The following is a 25,289-nucleotide window of genomic DNA, read 5'->3' as shown; positions in this document are numbered from 1 at the left end:
ATTTATTATACAAGATTAAGCAATGAACCAACATGCCATAATTTTGGAAGAAACGACATTTGAGCCAGAGCTTTCATTGCTTGTAAAATATGCCTATATTCTGTGTTGTTATGGGCAATTCGAAGAAATAGTTGCTATGCTTAATTTAAGTTACGCTGTCACTGAGAGATGAAATGAAATATCAACAATTGGAAAATCTGGAATGTGGCTGGAAATGGGCATATTTAGCAAAAAAACACCGTGAAGGTGAGCCGATCACTAAATACATTGAAAAAAGTGCTGCACAGGATGCGGTCAATGAATTTATGAAGTTAGAGCGAGAACCAGTCAAGGTACTGAAATGGATCTCTCTGCATATGAATCCGGATTTATCCAACCGAATGAAGCAAACGATTCGGGCACGGCGTAAGCGTCATTTTAATGCTGAACACCAACACTCACGTAAGAAATCGATTGATCTGGATTTTCATGTTTGGCAGCGGCTTTCAGCGCTCTCCCGACGTCGCGGCAATACTTTGTCAGAAACGATCATACAGTTATTGGAAGATGCTGAATATCGGGAAAAGTATACTCATCAAATATCGAGTTTGAAGCAGGATTTAGAAGCAATATTGGGGAAATAATCCCAGAAACCAATAGAAAAATAATCTAATAAACCCCATTTTATATGGGGTTTTTGATAAATCGATAGAGGCTGTATTACTTAGTTGCTTGTGGATGAGTAACCACTTTAGTAACGCCTTGAATGTTGATAATTACACGACGATCCGGAGCCAAGCAGTCGATAAGTTTAGAGCGGACTTTAATTTTGTCACAGGTAGAACCAGTGACAGGATCTGTCTTACCACGGCCTTCTGCTTGGATGAGATTTGCAGGAATGCCTTTAGCAATCAGATAATCGACAACGGATTGAGCACGTTTATGAGACAGTGGCAGATTGTAATTTTGGCTGCCAATGCGGTCAGTGTAGCCGAGTACCAAGACCTTGCCCTGATCTGGGTCGATTTTGGTCAGTTGGTTGTATAAGTTATCCAGCTCTTGTTTACCTTCTGCTTTTAACGTTGATTTGTTGAAATTGAACAGAACGTCAGAACGCAGGGTAAAGCTCTTGTTTTCAACGAAAGGAGCAGCCGGGGCTGGAGCTTGTGCAACTGGAGGCGCTACTGGTACAACGATTGGCGCAGCTTCATCTTGACCAAAACGGTAAGAAACACCAACACTTAGCAGGCCGTTATCTGGGCGTGCGCCAACACTGTTAGCATCCCCAATATTGTTAACCCACTGATAATCGAGACGGGTTGCCAGATTTTTGGTCAATGCGTATTCAACACCAACTGCAGCCAGAGGAGAAACACCTGTATCGTGGTTTTTCAGTCGGCGTTGGTCTGCTGTATTGGAATTGTAAGTTGCAGAGGAGTCTGCACGCCATATCATACCACCAAGGCGGGTATAAACATCCAGATTACTCAGAACTGGGTAGCTCAGTTTAGTTGTTAGCTGAACACCTTGAGCGCGGAAAGAGCCGTTATTAACGTCACCCTTATAAGTCATGCGTCCCAACCAGTCATAACCTAATTCAAAGCCTAAATATGGGTTTGCTTGATAACCGACATAGGCACCTACGCCTGGTTGGTTTTTACGGGTAGGACCGTTGCCAATCTGGTTATCATAACCATTTCCGTAGAAATTCACGTCATGGTATTGAGACCAGCCCAGCTTAGCGCCAGTATACCATGTGTTGTCCTTTGGAGCTGCTTGAGCAGCAGTTGCGAAAGTTGCCACTGCCACTGCTACTGCGATAGCTGTTTTCTTCATTTTACGCCTCGTTATCATCCAAATAGGCAATTGGCCTTAAAAGCCTTATTGTTAGCCATTGGTTAAAATGTTCTGTTAAGTAATCATGCTTTAATCAGAAGATGTGTTCTGAAATATAAGAGCAGTAAGCACAACTCCCTAAACTGTGTAAAGTCTACAACGAAGTTAAAAAGTTACAAGTACACTGTGATTCATGGCACAGAAATTTTAATTGTGAATGGACAAACTCTGAGCATTATTGACGAATACTTACAATATTTACGGCATTAATACATTGATTTTAATTGTAAACAATAATGAATATCAATTAGTAGCTTGTTTTTTATAAAAAATATTGAGATTAATCCTAATCTTAATCAATGATAGTAATTAGAGTGAATTTGTAATCTATTATATTGCGAAATGAATTGATGTGATAAATTTTGTGGGCGCATAATAAAACCAAGAGTAGCCCCTTTTTGTGCGGCCAGTTCTAACGTATTTAATTGATATTCTGATAATTCGGGTAACCAACCCAATACAATGCTGTAATTACCACTTGCCAAAGCCTTTTCCATAGCACCAATCGAAGCAATAGGACGGATTTGATTCAGTTGGACGATCTTATTCAGGGGAAGTCCGGCATTTATCAACCATTGACGATTCAACCTCTTATTGGGGTTTACCCAAAGCAACCATCTGTCTTCTTTTCCAGACTGACGCAATAAAGGAAGAAGAATATGATTGATAACAGGTTGATGTTCACTGTAGACCAGCTCACTGACCATGCCTTTTATCGTGTGTGAAGTGTATTGAGATGGTTCCACAAAAGACAGTTTTTTCACTGTCACCCCAACCATCTTTTCGTCTGTTTTATGTTCTTTCGCTGTTGTATTAGCGGTTGTTGTTTTTTGTTCAGTGAGATATTTCCATGCTAATTGGATGCTCATAATGTTCCTCGCCATAACAAGCTGTATATTTATACAGTATAACGCTATTTGATTAAAAGCAAGTTTCTTTTTTTCAAAGCGCTTCGCAAAAATTTACAGAAATTAGGATTTTTATGACTTAACGATTGGCAGTTGGAAATAGATTGCGTATGGTTTTAATTAATTGTTCTTGTTATCTATTTTATTAATAGCAGGCATGATTAAACATTATGTTGGAATGTGATTCATGGAGTGATAAAAAATGTTTTTATCCGGAGCTCGTTTTGCTCAATTGCAACAAGGTGTATCTGCACTGGGAAAATTTAAGAAAAAATCTCAATTCGGGGGCATTGGGTTGTTAATTGATGGTGTTTTATTTGCCATCAGTTCTGATGGGGAACTTTATTTACGAGGAGATAGTCATGTTGAGGTATTATTTAAAGCCAGAGGAATGGAGAAGTTTATTTATTCAAAAAGAGGAATACCTGTAACTTTGAGGTATTACCGTGTAAATGAATCGCTTTGGCAGGATCAAAAACAATTATTTGAATATGTAAATTTAGCCTATCAATACACAATGAAAGAAATGATTGATAGACAAAAAATGCCTCTCAGGCTTAAAGATCTTCCTAATTTAGGGATCGTTTTAGAAAGGCAATTATGGAAAGTGGGTATTTCTAAAGTAGAAGAATTGCGAATGTTGGGAGCAAAAGCGACTTACCTCAAACTCCAGCAGCATAGGAAAAAAACAAATGTCAGTTTGTTGCTTGCATTAGCGGGAGCAATAGAAGGGTGCCATGTGGCTGTTTTACCAGAAAAGATACGTGATGAATTAATTAGCTGGCACAGCGAGCTGGTTCACCAGAATTCAGATCATTCATAATGAATGATATTTGGTGAATAGGGGCGTGGGCCCCTATTGCTTAATCTTACGCGACAGCTGAAGATTTCTGGATAATGTGTTTTGTTACTATGGATTGGATCGTATAGCTTAATATAGCTGGATCGTGTTCAAAATCACTCAAAGGAATATGATGAACCAAAGCAATAGCTGACAGACCTTTTAGTAAATGGCTGGCGGAGTCATCAAAGGGTTCTTCGGTTACCAGTATAATCGGACGCTTTAAGGCGGAAGCCCAGCCTAATTCGATATGGGTACCATCTGTTCGTATGAGTTTTTTCTGTTGTGGACAAACTGGCAAAATGGCAACGAAAATATCACATTGTTCCATCCATTGGCGATCTCGTTGAGAAACTTCCTCTGGTGTAAATAAATGTGTTGTTCCTCCAAACTGTTCTGTTCGATGAGCTGAAAAAACCTCTGTTCCGAGTGATTCCAATTGATGAATAGCAGATTTGAGGTGAGTTTGTAAATTATTATCTAGCGCCCTGAGTTTTAAAGCGTGTTGAATAGGGCCACCAATAAATACTTTAAGATCAGAAAATACTATGGACATAGGATCGCCTCTTATATAAATAAGATATAATGTTTGTTAATAGATGATAGTAATTTATTTAGTTATACGAATATTATAAGATCATTTTTTTAATTGGTTATTTTCATAAGTTTGTTATATTCATATGGATGTTTTACTATGTCAATTTTTGATTTGTAATTCTATTTTCAATGTAATTAATAATATCATTTGAATTGTTTTTAAACATGTCATGGCAAAAGTTAGCGTTATATTTCTCTTTCAAGAGGAATATATTAATCATATCCATAGCACGTTTTATTTCTGTAGGGTTATTAATAAATAAATTGTTACATTTTTTAATTAAATCTAGACCATCTTTCTCTGGCAAGTATGGGGGGATATCAGGATAACCATATTCAGGTTGCCATAAAAAACCGTATTCAGAGGTGTAATAATGTTGAAGATAAACTTCTAGCTGTAATTGCTGGCTATAATTTTGTGGTGGTAAGAAAAAAACATCTTTATTTAGTGCAATACATTCATAAAATGTTGTAAGCCCCGGATTAGATAAAACCTTACGGGCACGACGTAATTTTTGCAGAAAATCATGCCTTGCAAAACAGCCAACGTGAACATGAGGATGTGTTTTGGCCAGCATATTTGCCAGATTTCCGATTGTTTTTCCGCCGCCTGCAATCGTAATGTTGGTTTCATTTTTCAGATTGGGAATAGACAATAATTCCTGAAGGAAATGGTAGTAAAAATCTGTTGTATCGGTGTAAACCGTATCAATGCCGCCAAGAGTGATTAAGACACCTTCTGCTGGTGGATAGTCATCCGTCATGCATTGTTGCAGAGAATCAGGGAGAATCGGTGGTATAACTTGATAATCACCAAGCTTATCACGAAATTTTTCAATGTTTTGTTCTACCCCATGAAAGTTCTGAATGAAGGTTTTTTCGGTTTGGTACAGATCAACATGAAGATTATCCCACATCCAAAATAGAGTATCGATATAGATAATGGGTGTACCCAGTTGTGCAACAAAATTGATCGAGCCGGGGTTAGTATTGCTAATGTAAAGACTTGCCCCTGAAATAAGTTCAGAATAGCGTGAAAGCTCGGTAACAGAGGTAGTATCACATTCATAAATAATATCAAATAAACTAGATTTTTGGCCTAATTGAGAAGAGGTAAGTGTACCTAACAAAATAAACTTAGTGCCTGATATTAAATTATTTCGACGCTTTAACTGTTCCACCACATTTAATGTAGTGGATACTGGGCCAAAACAGAATGGATCTGCGTCAAAAATAATATATGGAATATTTTTCAACATATTATTATCTCATAAAGGAATATTTATATTTTCTATATCAAATAGTTTAGTATAAGGACAATATAAAAAGGTACTACCATGAAGATTATGCAGGTGCAAACGTCCAGAAAGATTGAGATTATTTGTCATTAAATGAGCCAAGAAAATATTGTGTAGATTTTGATGGGAGATAATGATCCGCATAGAGGACATTGATAGTTCGTCACCCATTTGCATAATAAAATGGTGAATTCTCTCAGCCGCTTCCATCACTTGTTCTGAATCTTTAAATGGTGTGTCAAGGGGGGTATGCAGTAACCGATAGGCATAATCTTCACCATAACGATGCGGAATATCCGTTAACTTCATACCAATGAGTTCTTCTGGAAAAAATTCACAGAGTGCATCAGTTTCTCTTATTGAACATGATTTATATGCTGAGCTGAATGCTTTGGCAGTTTCAAGTGCCCGGCGTTGAGGCGAGGTATAAATATTTTGCCAGGGAAGATTTTCCAGTATCCGTGTACCGATTTTTTCAGCCTGTTTGATTGCAGTGGCATCAAGGGCGATAAGATTATCTTCAGGGCAGTAATCTAAGTGATCAAGTGGGATAATTTTTCCGTGCCGGATCCAAAGTATTTTCAGGGGAGGGATGGGGCCACTATAGTATATGCGCCCATCTATTTGATGGCTCGAAAGCCCATGAGATTGCCAAAAAAAATTGGCATCTTTGCCTGTATCTGTCTCCAGATGAACATGAGTTGCACCGTGGCGACGTCCCCATTGCAGCATGGCATGCCATAATCCATAACCTAGTTTCTGACGTTGGTATTCATCCCTGATATAAAATTCAGCAATATTCAGGGTTACTTTTTCTTCCCGTTCAAGATATACATTGGATAGTCCTGCCAATTGCCCGGCATTCAACAACAAAAACAGCCCCCTGCCACCTTGCAGGATGCGTTGCTCAAGGGCTGTGTGATTTTCTTTTGCAATAGCCTCTTCTGATTGATCCCCAAAGATTTCTGGCCAATGGCGTTGAAAATATTCTCCATAAAGATGAAGAAATGAATTCCATGAGGAAGATTGAGGGGTAACTTGTATGAGTTCCAGCATTTTACAGACTCCATTCAACTCTTGGTGAACTGAACATCAACATGACTTTTTCACACCATTGATGATAATTTGAGCTTGATTGTTCTTTTTCTTGTCTGGGTTCAGCGAGTAATGGCTGAACCAACCCTTGTCGTTTAAGTAATGCCTGTAGGGAGGAAGAACATTTTTCCCAATTTAATATAGTACGATAGGGGCTTGATTGATGAGAGGCGTATAGTGAAGCATTACGAATATCATCTTCAATAACATGGGATTTTAGGTAGTCTCTCAACGCTATAAATTTTTCTTCAGCGGCAACATAAAAGGCAGTGAAAATATCTCTGGCAGAGAGGGGAATATTTTCTCTATCAGTTAGACAAAGGCGTAATGCCCCGCCTGTACAAATAAGTTTATTGCCATTGAAAGAATAATAAGCTGCATGAACATGCAGGATTTCTTGTAGGTAACCTTTTCTTCCATAGCCCTGAGAAAGATCTAAAAATACATGAATATTTGGGGTATTTTGTATTTTTCGCAGAAATTCTATGCATCCCGGATCAATATAGCCTAAAGGATGGGCGAGAAGTACGGCACACGGTTGTGGAAGGGCGTTCAGCATTTCCGTCATGGTTTGAATATCTGCTTGCAAAATCACGCTAGCCTGCGCTGGTGGCATAACAGGGTAGAAGAGTGGCTGCCAATTGGCTGCATAAACGGATTCAACCATACTCTGACATATCCACTCTGGCATAAGGCAATAACCCTGAGGAGCTATAGCTTGTAGATCTTCACGAAAAAAGCTTCGCACTGAACTGCCATAGTTTATTATATTTTCCAAGGGCGTTATATTGCCCAAATTGATATTGTCCAAATGCAGTGTATTGCGATGGGATATCATGGCGTGATCCTAAGATGAAGTCGCTCAATATACTCATTGGCTAATTGGTCATAGAATTCATTTTCTCTGCCCCATAGATCAACCTGAAGACCAATATAAGGGCAATAGAGCTCTTCCAGATGGCTAATCAGGCAATTGATCCCCATTAACATTTCTCTGCCTTGATTGCTGCAACCCCATTTAGCGGCATACCATTGACCTGAACCATTATTTAACATTAATGACCAGGCACCAGGAGTACCTTTATCGTCATAAGTAACCGCCAGATGATATTGGTTACTTTTGGATAACAGGCCGGGAAGATACTGGAGATCTTCACGGTGCAAGCTACGCATATCGCTTTGTTGAGAGACTTTCCAACCCTGAGCATCGACATATAGCGCATCTTGCCATAGTTGTTCAGTTTGACCTGAAGTGCTGTAACGCGTGACGGTATGGTAGGTATGAGCTTTCTTAAGACTGCGTTTCAATCGTGTTGAATGTTGGGTCAAACAATCAACTACAGTTGTTTCAGAAGGGATTCTGATAATGGGAGCCGACCATTTACTTTCTTCATGGCACTGTAAACCGTGCTGTTGCGCTAAATTGTGTAGGTAGCAATAGGCATGGGATTCAGCATTCAAATATTTAAAGAAAACAGGTTGCTGTTTTAAAAAAGACAATAGCTCTTTTTCTTCTTTAGTTGTAAAAGTGAAATCGAAGAAAGTATTGCTTTGCCATTGCTGATGGTGTTTCTGCCAGACCAGATCAACATATTCAAAATGCTTGAGATCTGGGTAACGCAGCACTGATCCCAAACGCCATAAATGTGAAGTGGTTGGATTGGCAAAAGAGTTAACTGATAAAGGTTGTTGCATAATTGCTTGGCTTATCAGTACAACAATACTATTTGGTGAATATTTTGAGCTATCCAGCAAAGTTTCATGAGGTAAACTGTAATTCCATAAATTATCTTGAGCGACTTCTTTGATGCGAGATGCTGGCAAGCGATCTTCTATCGCTCGTTCCTGATTACGAGTAATAAGCGTTGGCTCCTGAGCAACGAGCCGATAATGAAGAATTCGGATATTTTTTTGTGTAAACAGGAAATGGATGGCGTCAATTTCTTCGGGATAAATAAATACGCCATCCAGAATAATCAAATCACTACCTGCATCAAGGCAATCATCAGCAACCTTCAATAGCCGCAAGGTATCTTCCATGATAATTTTTTGCGTAAGATGTGATCTTGGTTCAACGAAATGATGAAAAGTATCCCACGGCAAATAGGAAACAGTTAACCCTCGTGCCAGCATGGCATCTTTTAATTGGTGACACGCTGTGGATTTGCCACTTGCTGGTGTTCCTCTAACAACAACAACGGTTTTATGCTTCATTACCTAATACCCTTGATTGCCAGCCTTGCATGATATCTACAATAGAATGCAGGTCAAAGACGGCCTTGTAATAATCGTCATGACCAATTTTAGCGGCTCGGTGCATAATCTGTTTTGCAGTATGACGTAACTCAATTTTATGATTGTTATTGCCCAAACACATTTCCTTACCTTGTGTATTTGGTGCTGGGGCGTAAAGCAATATATTGCAATCTTGCCCAATCGCACGATAGTAAATTTGGATAGCTTTTTGTTGCGTAGTGTTTTCCACAAACAACACTTGTTCTGGCGGAATTTCAAGCGCCTTACTGATGAATTCGGGGGTATAAAGGGCAATATTCCGGTAATACACATCCAATATCATCTGCTCTTCATCTGTTCCCTGCGGATAGGTCACATCCGGTTTTTTGGCATAGAGACCATATAGCATTGATGTTGGCAAAACAGCCTTGATGTGGGGAACCAATCGATCAATATGTTGGCGAAGCTTATTTTGGGATGTGTCCACCCAATAAATTGGTGGTAAAGGAATATTAAGCTGTTTCAAAGTATAAATAATACCGGCTTCTAACCATTCCCTCATTGTTTTGTGGTCTGCTTGTTGAGGATCAAAATGTAATAAATCGGCCATCATGATCGCTTCGTGGGACTGAAAATAGAGATAAACAGGCGCATTGTATTGCGAAGCGATGATTGTCGGTATCACAGAATCAATCAAATCCTGTAGTGAAAGCCGGGCAGGAACACCTTTTGCGTAACAGATACAAGAACCTCCCAAAACATATTGAATGGGCAGGTTGTTATAGTTGAATTGAGTGAAAAAAGGATCGTCTAATTTCATGATAGGCTTCCTTCCATAACCCATTTTAAGACGCTTCCATAAATCGCATTATCAATTGGTACTGGCAGACAAATACGGTCACTCACAATTGCATCATGTTTATCCAATTCAGATACAGGGAGTGAGTTTTTTTGCAGGCTCCAAGGAAAATGGTCAGAGTAGGGAGAAAGCTGATTTTTTATAATCGGATGATTAGCCAAATCCCATGCTTTCCAATCATATAATAGTCTAGAACTGATGCGATCTTGGGGTAGTTTGCTGCGTTTTAACCAGACTGATACCGGTATCGTGCCTTCTGGGCGTGGAGTAACCCAATCAGTGGGAAGATGTTTCAGTATTTCTTGGTAACGTTCTATTAATAAGGTGCAAAATTGTTCGATATTTTCCAATTGATAAATCAACAGTGCGGCTTGTATTTCGTTGAATTTATTGTTGTCACCAAAACCAATACTATTGCTCCAATCCGGATAACCTTCTTCTGTGCGTTCCGCACCGTGGTCGGTCATCATACAGGCATTCATGAACAGCAGATTATTTTTGGCGATAAGCAAACCACCCTCACCGCTGCTGATTAATTTATTGGCCTGAAAACTAAAACAGCCATACTCACCAAACGTACCTACAGGCTGATTTTGATATTCCACACCCATAGCTTGTGCGCAGTCTTCAATCAGATGCACATTATTTTGTTGGCAAGTATGAGAGATGTCAGCAATTGAAGCAGGAGTACCTTCCAAATGAACAATAATTACCGCCAGAGGTTTGGTATCCATTTGATTTAAAATTTTGTTTAGTGCTTTTGGGCACATCATGCCATTGTCATCGACATCAACGAGAACAGGAATTAACCCGCAACTGAGAACAGCATTGGCGGTAGCGATAAATGAGATAGAAGGAATAAGAACCCATTGCCCGATTTTTGGCCTCAGCCCAAGCAACGCGGCTTTGAGGGCAACAGTACCGTTTGTGAGTAGGATAGCGTGTTGGGTATGCAGGATATTTTGTAATAGCTTTTCTGCCTGACGACAATATTGGCTCTCTGTGGCATATCTGAATACCGCTTTATTATCAAGGACAGTTTGCAAGCGAAGCCGTGCATTATCAGCAATCTTGGTATTACCGAGATAAGGTCTAAGATATGACATATTATTATCCTAATAATGAATGTTTTTATTAAAATCACTTGTGCCAATCATGTACTGGGGCAGGCACTTTATTCATTTGAATTATTAAATAAACAGCTATTGCAATCAGTAAGAGGATCGAGAAACCAACCACAGGTAGAAAATGCTGTGTGGAATCAGGAGCTATGGATACCGTGATTGCAGCTATCGGAAATGAAAAATTCATTGTTACCTGAAATAAAGAGAACAGACGGCCTTGTTGCATCTCTAATCCTTTTTGATAAATAATCTTGGTGATTAATACATTGAAATAAATGATCACAATGTTATAGAGCAAATAAAAAAAGGATTTTGCATAAAAAGGTTGTAATTGGAAAAATAGAATGCCAAATATAAACATACCAATAAATATTGAAATGGGATAACGTTGGATACGATTATCAACACTTGTTTTACTGAGTAATGTTGTGCAGAAAATAGGTATCAGAGCACTGAGTAAATAGAACAGGGTAACCAATCCATAGCTTTTATCTGCCAAACTTCCCATGACAATAACGGGGAGTGCTACCATCAGAAACGCATTGGAAAAAATGGTGAAGACAACAGCAACAGCAAAAGTTTTATAGTAGCGCTGTTGAAATACAGAACGTAGTCCAACTGTTAACTGAGATTTTTGTTCAGCTGTACGTCTTAACTTCATTTTCATCATAAGATAGCAGACGTAAAAATAAGGAAGCAGAGAAAGCAGTTTAATGGCTACAATTGTGTTGATCCCTTGAGTAATTCCTAATAGAGCACCAAACCCAGGGCCAAGAGCTGAAATAAGTGAAGTGGCAATAACAATATAAAGAGATACATTTAAATGTTTACCACCCTGTTGCTCTGTCCAGTCATTAAGTTCGTGCCAGGCAACGCGTGACCACGGAATTTCATAGGCAAAAAGAAACTCCAATAATGAAATAAACAGAAGCAGCATTATAGGAGGGAACTTTATATTAATCAGTAACAATACCAACAATGACAACGTGCTGATAATTTCAATCAATAATATAACAATCCGAAACTTCCAAATATCTTCTGAATAATCTATTTTATATCCCCACAGCAAGGCACCAATAGATGTAAACAAGAATATAACACCCATGTTGGCATAATAGTAAGTCATTGGTGTATTATCTGATAATAAGATATAAGGATATCCGACAGCAAGGATACTTGAACCTACACCGTTAATAAATAAAGAAATAAGAAACAGATATCGCATCATCGTATTAATCTTGCTTTGTGATTGTATAATGAAAATTAGTTTTGTAATTTTTTAAGTATTTCAGACATTCATGTTCATTCTTAGCAGAGAAAATAATATAACCCATTTTTTCAGTGTAATGAGTGTTGGTAAAATAACTTCCAGTTTTTGTATACTGCTCCCATTCAATGACATGCTCATCAATAATTTCTTCTATGGGAGTAAGGGATTTTACTTTACCAATTGGTGGGTTAAAAATGATCATCCCAATGCAATTGGGATCTGGGTGTTCTATAGAGAAAGAAGGTTCTTTGCCGATAGAAGATGCACAAATAGAAGATGCGTAAATAGATGAGGGTGATATCAATGCATTGATAAAGGTATCAAAGGCATGGCTATTATAAGCGAGTGCATGGAGATCGAATAATTTCAGCCCCGGTGGACGTGATGCTGTTTCGCAAAGTATGAGATTATCGGTATTTTCTTCAATAAAAATTTCAGTATGGGTGAAACCGTATTCAAGGTTAAATGCCTGTAATACTTGCTGGTTAAACTCAAATAGTCTACGGCTATCTGGGGAATCTGGCAGCATGGTATGCCACATAAAATGATTGGGTTCTGTTTGATCGGAAGAAAGTAATGAACAGGCGTAAGCCCCAATACCTTGATAGATAATTTTATGCTGTAATACAGCCGTATCAACATGCAGTAACTTACCTTGGATTTTTTCTTCGACCAGATACTCTCCAGGTGTATCAAGTTTCTGTAATGCGCAGAGCAAAGAAGTGCGGTCTGAATATTCCGTTACTCCCATAGAGCCCCAAAATGAACGCGGTTTTACAATAAAACCGACTTTATTGCCTTTGTGTCTGGCAGAGTGTTCAACTGCTGCGGTAAAAGCTTGGAAACGTTCGGGAGAGGTGAGTATTTCTGAAGCCAAAGTAAACTGAGGACAAAAAATCCCATGTTCATTGGCAACCTTCCGCATCACCCATTTATCTCTAAATGATTGGGCTACATCAATTATGTGGGGATTTTGGTTAATATAAGCTGCGATAGTAGCCATCAATTCAACATGAAGCTCAGAAAAAGCCATAAAGTAGTTAATTTGAACTGGGCCTGTAATAATTGCTAGTGTGTCTTTGACCTGTTTCAGGGCTGAGATTATTCTTTTACAGGCATTGTCAGCCAACGGATCATCAATTATCAAATGTGCCAATGCTAAAGAGTAATCCGTTGAATCCAGCCATTTTTTCTTGATCAGCAAAATAAGATTTAAATTATGTTGATAACAGAGACGAATAAAACGTTCACTGTCTTTGATATCTGGCATACAGAAAATAGTCGGTTTCCCGCGATGAAAACTAGCCTGATTATTTATATGTATTTCTAGAGACATAGCTTCACCTTAATCTATTGGCAGGATCACAACCTCTAATACAGTCACAAGTGATTATGGGATACATTTTTTTACGGAACAAAGAAAACTTGTCACCATACCAAATATCGTGCAGAGAATTCTCCAGGACATTTCCCATAATATATTGATCGGGATTTGGTCTATACATTGTGGTATCACAAGGATAAACATTACCCGTTACAGCATCAATAAATAGTGTTGTCAGTGGAATAGCACATGCTTTTTTGCTGGAAGCATTATAATGGCCCATTTCTGCACGCTGATAATCCTCATCATTGCGACCGAAGATTTCATAGTTAGCATCCATGAATAAATGAGGTGAAATATGTCTATTTTCTAGTAGGTAGTTAATTTTCTGCATAAATAATTTAATTTGAGACGTATTCAAAAATAACAGAGGATAATCTTTTATTGGAATAAGATTAACACCATCAACATTCAGTTCGGTCATTTTAATTAGAAACTTATCAATGGTATCGTAATTTAGTGAAGTAACAACATGGTTGACAACAATAATAGAATTAGGTGTTTCTTTTTTGAGATGCTCCATTGCATCATAAAGATTGTTTTTCAACCAGCGAATGCCACGCGAATCACCATTTTTTTCAGGCTCGACATGGTCGATTGAAATATAAAATTTTCTGACGAGATGGCTTTTATTTTGTACACGGTTGAAAATCTTTTTTGATAAAGCAGTTCCATTTGTTGTGATGGAAATAGGTGTGTCTTTATTACAATCTAAAATTGCAAGAAAATCTTTTGATAAAAAAGCTTCTCCCCCATGTATATTTACTTCCTGCGGTGAGAGTTCCTCTAATTCTTGCCACAGTTTAACCATGTCTATTTGCTTATGTGCATCAACTTGAGCAGTTTGCCATACATCGCAAAATTCACAACGTGCATTACAAATATTATTTATACGTATAAAAGCATAGTTAAGTTTGGGAGTAACAAAAAGCTTTTCCGGATCAAGACCGATTGGGTATTTCGCAATGGCGATTGTTTCTTTCATATTGTTTTCCAAGTATTAATAAATTTGAAAGTGATAGGGCTTGCCATTAATAAAAAATGAAAAAAAATTAATAAAGTGAGTTTTTATTTTTATAGGTTTGCGACTCTACAGGAGTTTTGAATGTAATCAATATCAAAAATAAATACTTATGCCATTAATATTTATAAATATCATTTTTTATTGGAAAATAATAAAATATTTATTCATTTTTTATTTTATATTGGTTTTGTAATGATATTTATTATATTGGTAGTGAAATGTTTTCATTATATAATTAGGGGCTTAATTGCCCCGATGAAACTATTGCTTAGTGTGGTTCTTGCTCACTAATTTGCTTAGTTAAACTAACTAGTTCAGGTAGGAGTTCGATGAGTAACCCTATTTGCTGTAATACAAGTTGAGTTTTACTGTTACTTTCAGAAGGTGTCAGGTTGATTTTTTCCATCAAATTATTCATCGCAGATTGCAAGGCATCACCATTTATTTTTCCTTGCCTTAATGTAGATTCAACGTAGCATATTGCATCATTAAGAATATCTAAAATTGTTGGATCATTGAGCTTATCACGATGAGCACCCAATGCGGAAATATAGCTTAGCATAGTATGATTAAGGCACAGTAAACGGAAAGCAGCTTCTTGAGAAATGCGATAATTTTTTGGCTCCGATGCCATATTTGAGATTACTGATGCCAACTCAGCATCATAATTATGGGCGTCACGACGAGCGACTCGATAATTCAGGCTATTGTTTTTGCCCTGATGGTATTGCATTACAATCGCGTTGAGATAGCGGCAATTGGCTCCCATTGTTCGGGTAATCACTTGAGGCAGTTGACGAAACTTCCAATCTGGCCAGATAAAGCTGACAGCAAATAAAGCAATACCACAGCCGATTAACGTATCAATGATTCTTGGTAATGCTACTTCAAATCCTTCGCCTAATAAATTGAAACTCAGTAATACCAGCAAAGTGATAAATAGTGTTGCATGTGCATATTGGCTATTACGAAAAACAAAGAACAATATGCCTGAAATAACAATCAACACTAATTGTCCTTCAATGGAAGGAACAAAATAGAGAATTGGCAGGCCAATCAGAATTCCCGCCAGTGTACCAATAACACGCAAGGCCAGACGGCGGCGAGTGGCACTATAATTTGGCTGACAGACAAATAAACTGGTTAGCAAGATCCAATATCCACGCTGCAAATCAAATAGCTGAATAATGGCATAACCGGTGCACAGTAAAGCTGACATACGAATAGCATGACGGAATAGGGCAGACTTTGGTGTTAAGTTATTTCTGATTCTAAACCATATATCACGCCAGCCAGTTAAAGCTTCCTCGGATAATTGTGTTTCTTCTTGTTTATCTTTTGGGGGAGTGTCTTGGGAAAGAAGGTATTGATCCGAACTCAGACCTGCTAATTGAGCATCAATAGCACGTAAGTTTTTCAACAAATGATCAAACGCTATAATCTTGGAATCAGTTCCTTGCTGATTTTTTAAACGTTCAATGGAGCTTTCAAGGTAGCTGAATGCGCTTTCAAAACGTGGGTTATGTTGATATCGCTTACGCAGGATAATAGATTGTGAAACTTGCTCACATGCTCTGGATTGCATGGAAAGCAGTCGCTGAATGCGGAACATAATATCACTGTGGCGAAATACTTCTCTTAGTTTTTGATACTGAACATGGGAGGAACTGGCACGTTCATGGATATCTTGAGCTACGAAATAATAATGCAATGTATGGCGAGTACCCCGTTGTCCTCGATCTCCTTTCAAACGGCTTAACAAAGAACTCTTGGCCTGATTGAACGTTGCAACTAACGCACTGTTCACCATGGCAATATCAAATACAGATTGTTTATATTCTTCGGCCTCAGAATCGGGATCAAACAGGCTTGTTTTGGTATAGAGATACGCTGAAAGCTGGTGATAACAGCGCGCTAAATTTTCTTGCAAGGGACGAATAGGAAATAACAAATGGTCTGCTAATGTCAGCAAGTTATACCAGATTGCTCCAGTGAGCAGCAATAAAGGCTGTTGATACCAAAGAGGAAATATTGATGATCCGAGCATGGTATAAATGGCAATCAGCAAAGCACCAAAGGCGATGGTGGCGTAACGTTGCCCCAATGCACCAAGCAGGATAAAGACACAAGTGGACACAGCCAACCCAAGGATAAAAAGCCATGGATAAGGAAACAATAGGGTAATAGAAGCAGAAGCGACAAAGAAAGAAATTAAGGTAATAGTAAGATTGCGCAGTCGGCCGGCCAAGCGGTCGTCCAAATCTGTTAATGCTGCCGCAACAACACCTAATAGCAGTGGAATTGTTATTTTGAGTTCTTCTCCTAATAGCCAGGGAATGAGGGTGGTTCCTGTTAGGGCAATAAATATACGGATATAATAGAGGGTGTGACTGTTATACAGAAAATGGCGGGAGCTGGATAAAACCGTTAGCACAAAATACCCCTAACAACATTTACGTGATGAAGTAGTTCAACAATTTTCAGATACGGTGCCACGACAATGGAACTAAAATCAACGCAAATAGGCCAACGCCTCGCTCAGCACCCTTATAATCGGGTGCGTCTACTTAATGCTGGCATTGAAGTCAGCGGTGACAAACACCAGTACCTTATTCCATTTAATCAATTAATTGGTATTCAGTGTAAGCGAGGGATTGTCTGGGGGGAACTGGAATTTGAATTACCAGAAGGAAAAGTGGTTCGCCTGCATGGTACTGAATGGCAGCAAACACAACGTTTTTATCATTATTTATCAAAGGAATGGCAAAAATGGAGCCTTGATATGAGTGATGTCAGTGCTGATGTCTTGGCGGCTCAAGTAAATGAAATAGTTAAAATCAAACAACAAAATCGTTGGTTAAGAACCGCAGATTTGGCTTCTGTGCAGCAACAGATTCAAGAAACACTTCAGGCTTTACCTTTGCCATTACAACGAATTGCCCAATTTGAAAATTGTTGTGACGATTATAAAATCTGTCTGGATTGGTTAGATAATGGTGAAAAAACAACTCAAATGTTGAACCGGCAATGGATGGATCACATGCTGGTGCAATATGGGCAGTTTTTTCAGACAGTAGAAGCATCACCACTTAATCGTTCTCAGTGTCAGGCGGTTATTAATGGTGAACAGAATGTTCTGGTATTGGCTGGTGCGGGCAGCGGAAAAACCTCTGTTTTGGTTGCTCGTGCTGGATGGTTATTGTTACGTCAACAAGCACTTCCTGAACAAATTTTGCTGCTGGCTTTTGGTCGTCAGGCTACTGATGAAATGAATGAACGTATTCAGGCACGTTTGGGAACAAAAGAAATAAAAGCAAAAACATTTCATGCTTTAGCATTACAGATTATTCAGCAAGGCAGCAACAAGTCACCAAAAATTAGCGAACTGGAAACTGACGCTCAAAAACGCCGGAATTTTCTCATTCAAGAATGGCAAAAACAATGCAGAGAAAAAAAAGCGCAGGCTAAAGGTTGGCGAGAATGGTTGAATGAAGAACTGGAATGGCAGCTACCGGATGGCGAATATTGGCATGATAAGTCATTGATGACTCGTTTATCGGTTCGTTTGGAGCGTTGGCTAGAATTAATGCGTATGCATGGTGGTAGCCAAAAAGAGATGATTGAGCAGGCTCCTGCTGGTTATATTGATGTATTTCAGAAACGGCTGCGGCTTATGGCACCTTTGCTGAAAGCCTGGAAATCGGCATTAAAATCAGAGGGAACAGTCGACTTTTATGGTTTAATCCATCAGGCAGTAAATATTTTACAGAAAGGCCGATTTATCAGCCCGTGGAAACATATTCTGGTGGATGAGTTTCAAGATATTTCACCATTGAGAGCCAAATTATTAACGGCATTGAAATCACAAAATAAGCAAAGCCATTTATTTGCTGTGGGAGATGATTGGCAGGCAATTTATCGTTTTAGTGGCGTAGAATCAACATTAACGACAACATTTGCAACCTATTTTGGAAAAGGAGCCGAATGTGTATTGGATACAACTTATCGCTTCAATGATCGTATTGGGGAAATCGCCAACAGATTTGTACAGCAAAATCCTCACCAGTTAACCAAATCACTCAATAGCCTGCTAAAAGGCAATAAAAAATCGGTTGTGATTTTACCGGAAGAGCAACTGGAAGCGCTGCTTAATAAAATGAGTGGTTATGTGACCAAGCAGGAAACCATCTTATTATTGGCGCGTTATCATCATTTTAAACCAGAATTATTGAAAAAAGCTTCTACTCGTTGGCCGAACTTGAAGATTGAATTTATGACAATTCATGCGTCTAAAGGGCAGCAAGCGGATTATGTCATTATTTTGGGATTGCAGCAGGGCAAAGATGGTTTTCCGGCACCAGAGAGGGAATCCGTAATAGAACAGGTTTTATTGCCACAACCTGAAGATTTCCCCGATGCAGAAGAGCGCCGTCTTCTATATGTTGCGTTGACGCGAGCGAAAAAGCAGGTTTGGTTAATGCAGGCGCTGAAAAATTCATCGATTTTCATTCATCATTTGGTGCAATTGGGAGTCCCAACTCAGCGTAAGCCTTAAGTGTAGCTATTAGTAGCTCTTATTAGAATAGTGATAAGTTGACTCTCCCTGATGATTGTTGAGGAAATCACTTTAATCTCTTATTGAGATAACGTTGATAATCCTAAACATTGTAGCAGGTAAACCAAAGGAAAATTGCTGTTGTGTCATTGAGTAATAGCTTGTAACCAATAAATTTCTGATAGCAGCGCAGATAGTAGGAAAAGTAACAAATAGCACAGGGTAGTATAGGGGGTTAAATGTGTGATCAATATATAGCGGATATACTGGGAAAGGTTAAAACCATAGCGCTAGTCGGAGCGAGTGAGAAAATAGATCGCCCAAGTTATAAGGTAATGGAATACTTACTGAATCAAGGATATAAAGTTATTCCTGTCAGCCCTAAACTGGCAGGGCAAACTTTATTGAATCAGCCTGTTATGGAGCAATTATCTGATATTGAACAATCTGTTGATATGATTGATGTATTTCGCAATGTGGACGCTGCTTATGGTGTTGCGGAGGAAGCAATTGCTATTGGTGCCAAAGTACTCTGGTTACAAAAAGGTATTATCAATGAAGAAGCTAAATTACTGGCAGAAAAAGCAGGACTAGACGTTGTGATGGATCGTTGCCCCAAAATTGAGATCCAGCGTTTAGGGATAGAAAAACAAATAAGGCGGCAATTGTTTTTGTTCACCACCTTACTGCTATGATTAGAATAATGGTAATAAAAACATTTAATTTCGCCGCCGCGGAGCTTGAAATTGACTGCGAATAGCTTCAGCCAACTCATCCAGAGAAGATTGTTCTGGATGGTCATCTGATGTTTCGTAAGTCAATTGAGCTTCTGCTAAATAGGTCTGGATTGGTTGTCCATCGTCACCTTCCATCACAACGTGGTACCACGGCGCTGAACGTAAGGTAGCATTAGATGCAATATCATTTTCCAGCGGCTGTTCTAAAGAATATTCAGCATCAATATCTACAATAACACCCAAATAACCCAGCAGACTATGTCGTACTTGCTGGCCGATACCGAATTTGCTGGCGATCATCATAGTCACCTCCAAAGAAACCTTGTAATACTCTTATATAAGGACAATAAGGTAAATTTCAAGCGCACACCCGGCAACCGGAATTTTTGCATGATTTTTGAAACCGAGATGGCATGTGATCGCCACCTCATAATTTCAGGTTAGCTGTTGCGTATATAAAACACAATACCAAAAGTAGGTTTAACATTTCAAAGTTCTTACTGCTTTATTTGGGAGGAATGTAACAATGACTAAATGCAGCATTATTATTTATGTTTACGGGAGAGTACAGGGAGTTGGATTCCGTTATCACACTTACCATTGGGCAAAGAAAAATAAGTTGTTAGGATACGTTCGTAATATGAATGATGGAAGTGTCAAGATTGTTGCTTGTGGCAATGATGAACAAATCAAAATGTTAATGCATTGGCTGGAACAGGGGGGGCCGCCGAGTGCTAAAATAGAACATTTTCAACCTCAGTTTTGTGAAGTAGAAGAGATGAGTGATTTTAGCATCCGCCATTAGCGACGGATGAACAAATCAAATACATTTGACTGGCTTAGGAAGGCCTGCAATTTTTGTTGCTTGTTTTGCAGGTCCTTTGGGGAATAGGCGATAGAGGTAACGGCTATTCCCTTTCTCCTCACCATATCTTTGAGAGATCGCTTTGACTAACATACGAATAGCGGGTGAAGTATTAAATTCTTCATAGAATTCGCGTACGAAGCGTATAACTTCCCAATGTTCTTCAGTTAAAGAAATTGCTTCCTGCTCGGCAATGATGGGGGCTATGGCTTCTTGCCAATCACTGTAATTTTTTAGATAACCTTGTGTATCGGTTTCGATCTCACAACCTTCAAATACCAACATAACTTTTTACCATCCAATAACGATGGCTGCAATTTAGCAAAAATCACCACTATTCCCAAGAAAGATTACCAAAAATGCTGAATAAATAGGCCAACAAACCGTGTCGTGAATAAATTAACGGCAGTTGAACAGATAAATACTTTACAATGGTAACAGCGATGTTTATAGTGCTCGACATTGCGGAGGGGTGGCCGAGCGGCTGAAGGCAGCGGTCTTGAAAACCGCCGATGGGAAACCATCCGAGAGTTCGAATCTCTCCTCCTCCGCCACTTCTACTTATCTCAACGTCTCCTAAAGTCTACTTTTCCCAATAAAATCAACGAAAATCCCCAAATAACACTCTATCAACGTCTACTGGCATCTATTGCAATGTACCCCAGTCAGGGGGTATATATAGGGGTAATTTTCTGTACCCCCTAAAAAATACCCCCATTACTGAGAGGGGGCAAGGATGCTAGAAATATGAAACTAATAGCCCGACAAGTTGAAACAGTAAAACCCTAAGATAAAGATTTTAAGCTGTCGGATGGCGGTGGCTTGTATCTGTTGGTAAAGACAACCGGTTCTAAATACTGGCGACTGAAATACAGAATTGCAGGAAAAGAAAAATTACTCGCTATTGGTACTTTTCCGCTTATTACGTTGGCAGAGGCCAGAAGAAAACGTGATGAAGCCAAGAAACTGATAGCCGAAGGTATTGATCCCAACCAGGATAAAAAACAAAAGAAACTGGCGGCTCAGGGAGAAATTAGTAACACCTTTGAAAGCATTGCGCGTGAATGGTACGAGGGAAGAAAAGACCGGTGGTCTGTTGGTTATCGTGAAGATATGATGGACGCTTTCGAAAAAGACGTTTTTCCTTATATTGGTCATCGCCCGATTGCTGAAATAAAAACCCTCGAATTATTAGACCTCCTTTCTATTATGGAAAAAAGAGGCGTCACCGATAAATTAAAGAAAGTCCGCCAACGTTGTGGTGAAGTTTGGACATATGCAATTATTACCGGCAGGGCAGAATATAATCCAGCTCCCGATTTAGCGAGTGCTTTTATTCCTCATCAACGCGAACACTACGCTCACCTTTCAGTAGATGAATTACCAGAATTTCTCCGTTCCATTGATAAATATATGGGAAGCCAGATAGTCAGAACGGCTTTGCGTATGTTGATATTAACGGGCGTTCGTCCGGGAGAACTTCGCAAAGCTGAATGGTCAGAAATTGATTTAGATAAGGCTGTTTGGACAATTCCAGCCGAAAAAATGAAAATGCGCCGCACTTATGTAGTGCCACTATCAGAGCAAGTTATCGATTTATTGAAGCAGATTCAGCCCATCAGCGGCAGTTATCAGTATGTTTTTCCAAGCCGTACAGATTACAGAAAGCATATATCTGATATGGCAATCAATACCATGATCCGTCGTATGGGATATTCAGGACGAGCAACAGGCCACGGCTTTCGCCATACCATGAGTACTATTCTGCATGATCAAGACTTCAACACTGCATGGGTTGAAAAACAGCTTGCGCACGTCGATAAAAACAGCATTCGAGGCACGTACAACCACGCTTAATATCTGGATGGTCGCAGGGAAATGCTGCAATGGTACGCTGACTATATGGAGATGCTGGAACAAGGCGAAAATGTGCTGATCGGGAAATTTGGCAAAAGAGCATAAGGATAGAGATTTTTTAAGAAAAGTAACATAAAAAGCAACGCCCCAGTGTGCTGTAACACATCTGAGGCGTCTGACCAACAACCGTTAAAAGAGGTAACGATTATGGCTGATATACAGCATACCCAAACTCACCCTAAATTTACATCTTCAGATAAAACAGACGAACAAAAACCACTCGAATTTATCCAAACTGTGAAAAAATCCGCCATGTATCACTGGGAAAATCTGCTGCCTGCATGTGGTATTGATATTCCGGCAAAGGGTAAACATGGTGCTTGCCCTGTCTGCGGTGGTACTGACCGTTTCCACTTTATCGACGATCACCATTATGGCAATTGGCATTGTCGCCAGTGTGACGCTCCGAACTATGGTGATGGACTGGATTTAGTGGCGAAAACCAACCGGATCTCGATTTTTGAGGCTGCAAAAATTGTTGCAGATGTGTTGGCATTGCCTTTGCCAGAACCCAAATCAGCCAAAACGCTGACTAGGAACGCTGAGCCAATTGCTGAACGTATCGCGGCACTGGTTGCCACTGCTGTTGCGGGGAAATCTCAATATTTGGTGAAAAAGGGACTGCAATGCTCCAATCAGCGGTTGTTAAAAGATGGTTCGTTATTGCTGGTTACTCAAACGCTGGGCGGCACAATCACTGGCGCACAGATCATCAAGCCGAACGGCGAAAAACACCTTATTTCCGGTTCGCAGAAAAAAGGCAGTTTTATACCGGTATCTGAGATTACCGGAACGCTGGACACAATCATCATTACCGAAGGTTACGCGACAGCTTTAACTGTCAGTCAACTACATAAAGGCGTGGTACTGGCAGCGATTGATGAAAGTAACTTATTGAATGTTGCCGAGCAGGTTAGAGAGCAGTACCCAAATTCCAGAATCATAATTGCCGCCGATAACGACTGACACGAACCGGAAGAACGAGACAAAAACGGTAGACTGAAAAAGAATATCGGCAAGGTTGCAGCAGAGAAAACAGCCAAAGCGATCAGCGGATGGGTAACACTACCGCCTACGGAATTAAAAGCTGATTGGGATGATTATCGCCAGCAACACGGTGTGGAAATAGCACAACAAGCCTTTGCTCAGGGGCTTTATCAACCAGCATTAACCAAGAAAAAAGAAGCTATTCAATCCAATGATGCTGAGTCATCTAAGTTGACATTATGCCAAATGGGAGCCAGCCAGCGCGGGGAAGTATTGCTGACACGTTATAACGGTGATTTAGCACTGGATGGTGCTTCAGAAACCGTTCATCACTATGACGGTATTGTCTGGCGTCCGGTCAGTGACCGTGATTTAAGGCGGGAAATGGTGGCTGCTTTTATGGACGGAAAACTACCTTATTCACCGCATGGTATTAGTTCAGCCGTAGACGCTTTGAAATTACAACTTCCCATGATGCAGCCTCCAGAACGTCACTTAATCGGGTTTAGTAATGGCGTATTTGACCTGAAAGCTTGTCAGTTCCGGCCTCACCGTAAAAATGATTGGCTGCTTCTTGCCAATGACGTTGAATTCAATACCCTGTTTCGAGGGAAACTCTGCAAGATCACGCACCACAATTCTGGCGCTGGCTCAATCAAGCAACTGCCAACTGTGAAAGCAAAGCATATAGAGTACTAGCGGCGCTGTTTATGGTGCTGGCGAACCGTTATGACTGGCAACTTTTTCTGGAAGTCACCGGAGCCGGAGGCAGTGGCAAAAGTATCTTTGCCGAAATTTGTTCCATGCTGGCAGGTAAAGGCAATACCGTTTCCGCAAGTATGGCTGCACTGGAAAATCCACGGGAACGGGCGTTGATTGTCGGCTATTCGCTGATTATCCTGCCAGACCAAACCCGTTATGTGGGCGATGGTTCCGGCATCAAGGCGATTACTGGCGGCGATGAAGTTGCTATTGATCCAAAGCACAAACAACCCTATTCAACCCGTATTCCCGCTGTTGTACTGGTAGTGAACAATAATGCCATGAGTTTTAGTGAACGCAGTGGTGGAGTATCGCGGCGTCGGGTGATTTTTAACTTTTCCGAAGTTGTACCGGAAAATGAACGTGATCCACTCCTGCGAGATAAAATTGCGGCAGAGTTGCCCGTGATTATCCGACATTTGCTTCACAGATTCCTTGATCCGCAAACTGCAAGGTGTTTACTGGCTGGCAGAGCAACAGAAATCAGAAGAAGCACTGGATATCAAACGAGGTACAGATCCACTGGTCGATTTTTGCGGTTATCTCATTGCTTCCCATGAAGTTGACGGCCTATTAATCGGCAATGCGGAAATTATGCCGTTCAATCCCCGTAAATACCTTTATCACGCCTATCTTGCTTATATGAAAGGCAATAACCTGAACAAACCTGTTTCCGTGACTCGCTTCGGTATGGATATGCCGGGCGCACTGGCAGAGTACAGCCAGCAATATTTACGCAAGAAAAGCAAACAGGGTATTCGTAGCAATCTGAGCCTGAATCTTGATAGTGCTATCGAATGGATGCCGAAACTGACAAGGAATAGCCTGCCAGAAGAATAAATTTTTTCTGATTCTAGTACTACAGCCGTAATCCCTATTGTGCCATGATGGGGCTCTTCTTCCTTAAATAAAAGGCGGTGTCACATGCCATCCCCTGCCAAAATCTGGGAACAAGA

General features: G+C 39.8%; 20 protein-coding genes, 1 tRNA gene and 2 pseudogenes. 8 read left to right on the top strand and 15 right to left on the bottom strand.

Translation table 11 applies throughout. The features are described 5' to 3' along the window. Positions 1 to 173: 173 nt before the first annotated feature. On the top strand, positions 174 to 623 hold the full coding sequence (matP, locus tag Xvie_RS15800) for a macrodomain Ter protein MatP (protein WP_086110143.1): 450 nt from the start codon (positions 174 to 176) through the stop codon (positions 621 to 623). Positions 624 to 699: 76 nt separating this feature from the next. On the opposite strand, the gene ompA is transcribed toward matP, so the two are convergent. Then, a complete protein-coding gene (ompA, locus tag Xvie_RS15795) occupies positions 700 to 1,815 on the bottom strand; it encodes a porin OmpA (RefSeq protein WP_086110142.1) in 1,116 nt (371 codons plus the stop codon). 356 nt (positions 1,816 to 2,171) lie between these two features. Beyond that, positions 2,172 to 2,744 (bottom strand): SOS-induced cell division inhibitor SulA, encoded by a 573-nt coding sequence (sulA, locus tag Xvie_RS15790; protein ID WP_086110141.1) that lies wholly within the window; start codon positions 2,742 to 2,744, stop codon positions 2,172 to 2,174. Between the two features lie 241 nt (positions 2,745 to 2,985). Between sulA and Xvie_RS15785 the strand changes: the two genes are divergently transcribed. Continuing rightward, positions 2,986 to 3,606, top strand: coding sequence for a TfoX/Sxy family DNA transformation protein (locus tag Xvie_RS15785; protein WP_086110140.1), 621 nt, complete (start codon positions 2,986 to 2,988; stop codon positions 3,604 to 3,606). A gap of 46 nt (positions 3,607 to 3,652) precedes the next feature. Here Xvie_RS15785 and Xvie_RS15780 read toward each other — a convergent pair whose 3' ends face one another. From Xvie_RS15780 to yccS, 11 genes are all read right to left on the bottom strand, one after another. Next, positions 3,653 to 4,180: a nucleoside 2-deoxyribosyltransferase gene (locus Xvie_RS15780; protein ID WP_086110139.1), complete on the bottom strand. Its 528-nt coding sequence runs from the start codon at positions 4,178 to 4,180 to the stop codon at positions 3,653 to 3,655. Positions 4,181 to 4,316: 136 nt separating this feature from the next. Next, positions 4,317 to 5,480, bottom strand: coding sequence for a hypothetical protein (locus Xvie_RS15775; protein ID WP_086110138.1), 1,164 nt, complete (start codon positions 5,478 to 5,480; stop codon positions 4,317 to 4,319). A gap of 9 nt (positions 5,481 to 5,489) precedes the next feature. Next, entirely contained in the window at positions 5,490 to 6,575 is a 1,086-nt protein-coding gene (locus Xvie_RS15770; protein ID WP_086110137.1) for a GNAT family N-acetyltransferase, read from the bottom strand. Position 6,576: 1 nt separating this feature from the next. Then, positions 6,577 to 7,362 (bottom strand): hypothetical protein, encoded by a 786-nt coding sequence (locus Xvie_RS15765; RefSeq protein WP_139838869.1) that lies wholly within the window; start codon positions 7,360 to 7,362, stop codon positions 6,577 to 6,579. Positions 7,363 to 7,448: 86 nt separating this feature from the next. Next, a complete protein-coding gene (locus tag Xvie_RS15760; protein ID WP_086110135.1) occupies positions 7,449 to 8,828 on the bottom strand; it encodes a P-loop nucleotide/nucleoside kinase family protein in 1,380 nt (459 codons plus the stop codon). Then, positions 8,818 to 9,669, bottom strand: coding sequence for a hypothetical protein (locus tag Xvie_RS15755; RefSeq protein WP_086110134.1), 852 nt, complete (start codon positions 9,667 to 9,669; stop codon positions 8,818 to 8,820). Before Xvie_RS15755 ends, Xvie_RS15760 begins: the two co-directional genes overlap by 11 nt. Beyond that, the gene (locus Xvie_RS15750) at positions 9,666 to 10,814 is read right to left on the bottom strand and encodes a DegT/DnrJ/EryC1/StrS family aminotransferase (RefSeq protein WP_086110133.1); all 1,149 of its coding nucleotides are present in this window, start codon (positions 10,812 to 10,814) and stop codon (positions 9,666 to 9,668) included. Before Xvie_RS15750 ends, Xvie_RS15755 begins: the two co-directional genes overlap by 4 nt. A 34-nt stretch (positions 10,815 to 10,848) precedes the next feature. Then, on the bottom strand, positions 10,849 to 11,838 hold the full coding sequence (locus Xvie_RS15745; RefSeq protein WP_139838868.1) for an MFS transporter: 990 nt from the start codon (positions 11,836 to 11,838) through the stop codon (positions 10,849 to 10,851). A gap of 226 nt (positions 11,839 to 12,064) precedes the next feature. Next, the gene (locus Xvie_RS15740; protein WP_139838867.1) at positions 12,065 to 13,231 is read right to left on the bottom strand and encodes an ATP-grasp domain-containing protein; all 1,167 of its coding nucleotides are present in this window, start codon (positions 13,229 to 13,231) and stop codon (positions 12,065 to 12,067) included. A 211-nt stretch (positions 13,232 to 13,442) separates the two neighbouring features. After that, positions 13,443 to 14,471, bottom strand: a complete 1,029-nt coding sequence (locus Xvie_RS15735; protein WP_086110130.1) for a radical SAM protein — start codon at positions 14,469 to 14,471, stop codon at positions 13,443 to 13,445. Between the two features lie 307 nt (positions 14,472 to 14,778). Next, positions 14,779 to 16,944, bottom strand: a complete 2,166-nt coding sequence (gene yccS / locus Xvie_RS15730) for a YccS family putative transporter (RefSeq protein WP_086110129.1) — start codon at positions 16,942 to 16,944, stop codon at positions 14,779 to 14,781. A 66-nt stretch (positions 16,945 to 17,010) separates the two neighbouring features. On the opposite strand from yccS, the gene helD reads away from it, so the two are divergent. Both helD and Xvie_RS15720 read left to right on the top strand, forming a co-directional pair. Next, a complete protein-coding gene (gene helD / locus Xvie_RS15725; RefSeq protein WP_086110128.1) occupies positions 17,011 to 19,065 on the top strand; it encodes a DNA helicase IV in 2,055 nt (684 codons plus the stop codon). A gap of 239 nt (positions 19,066 to 19,304) precedes the next feature. Continuing rightward, positions 19,305 to 19,760 (top strand): CoA-binding protein, encoded by a 456-nt coding sequence (locus tag Xvie_RS15720; protein ID WP_086110127.1) that lies wholly within the window; start codon positions 19,305 to 19,307, stop codon positions 19,758 to 19,760. 24 nt (positions 19,761 to 19,784) lie between these two features. Here Xvie_RS15720 and hspQ read toward each other — a convergent pair whose 3' ends face one another. Further along, on the bottom strand, positions 19,785 to 20,105 hold the full coding sequence (gene hspQ / locus Xvie_RS15715; RefSeq protein ID WP_208612599.1) for a heat shock protein HspQ: 321 nt from the start codon (positions 20,103 to 20,105) through the stop codon (positions 19,785 to 19,787). Between the two features lie 223 nt (positions 20,106 to 20,328). Here hspQ and yccX point away from each other — a divergent pair, with 223 nt between their 5' ends. Next, positions 20,329 to 20,607, top strand: a complete 279-nt coding sequence (yccX, locus tag Xvie_RS15710; RefSeq protein ID WP_086110126.1) for an acylphosphatase — start codon at positions 20,329 to 20,331, stop codon at positions 20,605 to 20,607. A gap of 15 nt (positions 20,608 to 20,622) precedes the next feature. Here the strand turns inward: yccX and tusE are convergent, their stop codons facing one another. After that, complete coding sequence (gene tusE / locus Xvie_RS15705; protein ID WP_167376287.1) at positions 20,623 to 20,952, bottom strand: sulfurtransferase TusE; 330 nt, start codon at positions 20,950 to 20,952, stop codon at positions 20,623 to 20,625. Positions 20,953 to 21,133: 181 nt separating this feature from the next. Here tusE and Xvie_RS15700 point away from each other — a divergent pair. The 3 genes and pseudogenes from Xvie_RS15700 (at position 21,134) to Xvie_RS15690 (ending at position 25,173) form a co-directional block, all read left to right on the top strand. Continuing rightward, positions 21,134 to 21,221, top strand: a tRNA-Ser gene (locus tag Xvie_RS15700). Between the two features lie 250 nt (positions 21,222 to 21,471). Beyond that, positions 21,472 to 22,629: pseudogene (locus Xvie_RS15695) on the top strand (tyrosine-type recombinase/integrase). Positions 22,630 to 22,836: 207 nt separating this feature from the next. Then, a pseudogene (locus Xvie_RS15690) lies at positions 22,837 to 25,173 on the top strand (toprim domain-containing protein). The last annotated feature ends 116 nt before the right edge of the window (positions 25,174 to 25,289 follow it).

Origin of the sequence: Xenorhabdus vietnamensis (genome assembly GCF_002127535.1) — a bacterium.
In the GTDB taxonomy this organism is placed as follows: domain Bacteria; phylum Pseudomonadota; class Gammaproteobacteria; order Enterobacterales; family Enterobacteriaceae; genus Xenorhabdus; species Xenorhabdus vietnamensis.
This window is presented reverse-complemented; position numbering and strand designations above follow the sequence as displayed.

Coding starts and splice junctions, on each gene's coding strand:
- sulA (WP_086110141.1), bottom strand. CDS start 2,744: ATGAGCATCCAATTAGCATGGAAATATCTCACTGAACAAAAAACAACA.
- Xvie_RS15720 (WP_086110127.1), top strand. CDS start 19,305: ATGTGTGATCAATATATAGCGGATATACTGGGAAAGGTTAAAACCATA.
- Xvie_RS15750 (WP_086110133.1), bottom strand. CDS start 10,814: ATGTCATATCTTAGACCTTATCTCGGTAATACCAAGATTGCTGATAAT.
- yccX (WP_086110126.1), top strand. CDS start 20,329: ATGACTAAATGCAGCATTATTATTTATGTTTACGGGAGAGTACAGGGA.
- hspQ (WP_208612599.1), bottom strand. CDS start 20,105: ATGATGATCGCCAGCAAATTCGGTATCGGCCAGCAAGTACGACATAGT.
- Xvie_RS15770 (WP_086110137.1), bottom strand. CDS start 6,575: ATGCTGGAACTCATACAAGTTACCCCTCAATCTTCCTCATGGAATTCA.
- Xvie_RS15785 (WP_086110140.1), top strand. CDS start 2,986: ATGTTTTTATCCGGAGCTCGTTTTGCTCAATTGCAACAAGGTGTATCT.
- Xvie_RS15760 (WP_086110135.1), bottom strand. CDS start 8,828: ATGAAGCATAAAACCGTTGTTGTTGTTAGAGGAACACCAGCAAGTGGC.
- tusE (WP_167376287.1), bottom strand. CDS start 20,952: ATGTTGGTATTTGAAGGTTGTGAGATCGAAACCGATACACAAGGTTAT.
- Xvie_RS15755 (WP_086110134.1), bottom strand. CDS start 9,669: ATGAAATTAGACGATCCTTTTTTCACTCAATTCAACTATAACAACCTG.
- ompA (WP_086110142.1), bottom strand. CDS start 1,815: ATGAAGAAAACAGCTATCGCAGTAGCAGTGGCAGTGGCAACTTTCGCA.
- matP (WP_086110143.1), top strand. CDS start 174: ATGAAATATCAACAATTGGAAAATCTGGAATGTGGCTGGAAATGGGCA.
- Xvie_RS15775 (WP_086110138.1), bottom strand. CDS start 5,480: ATGTTGAAAAATATTCCATATATTATTTTTGACGCAGATCCATTCTGT.
- helD (WP_086110128.1), top strand. CDS start 17,011: ATGGAACTAAAATCAACGCAAATAGGCCAACGCCTCGCTCAGCACCCT.
- Xvie_RS15780 (WP_086110139.1), bottom strand. CDS start 4,180: ATGTCCATAGTATTTTCTGATCTTAAAGTATTTATTGGTGGCCCTATT.
- Xvie_RS15735 (WP_086110130.1), bottom strand. CDS start 14,471: ATGAAAGAAACAATCGCCATTGCGAAATACCCAATCGGTCTTGATCCG.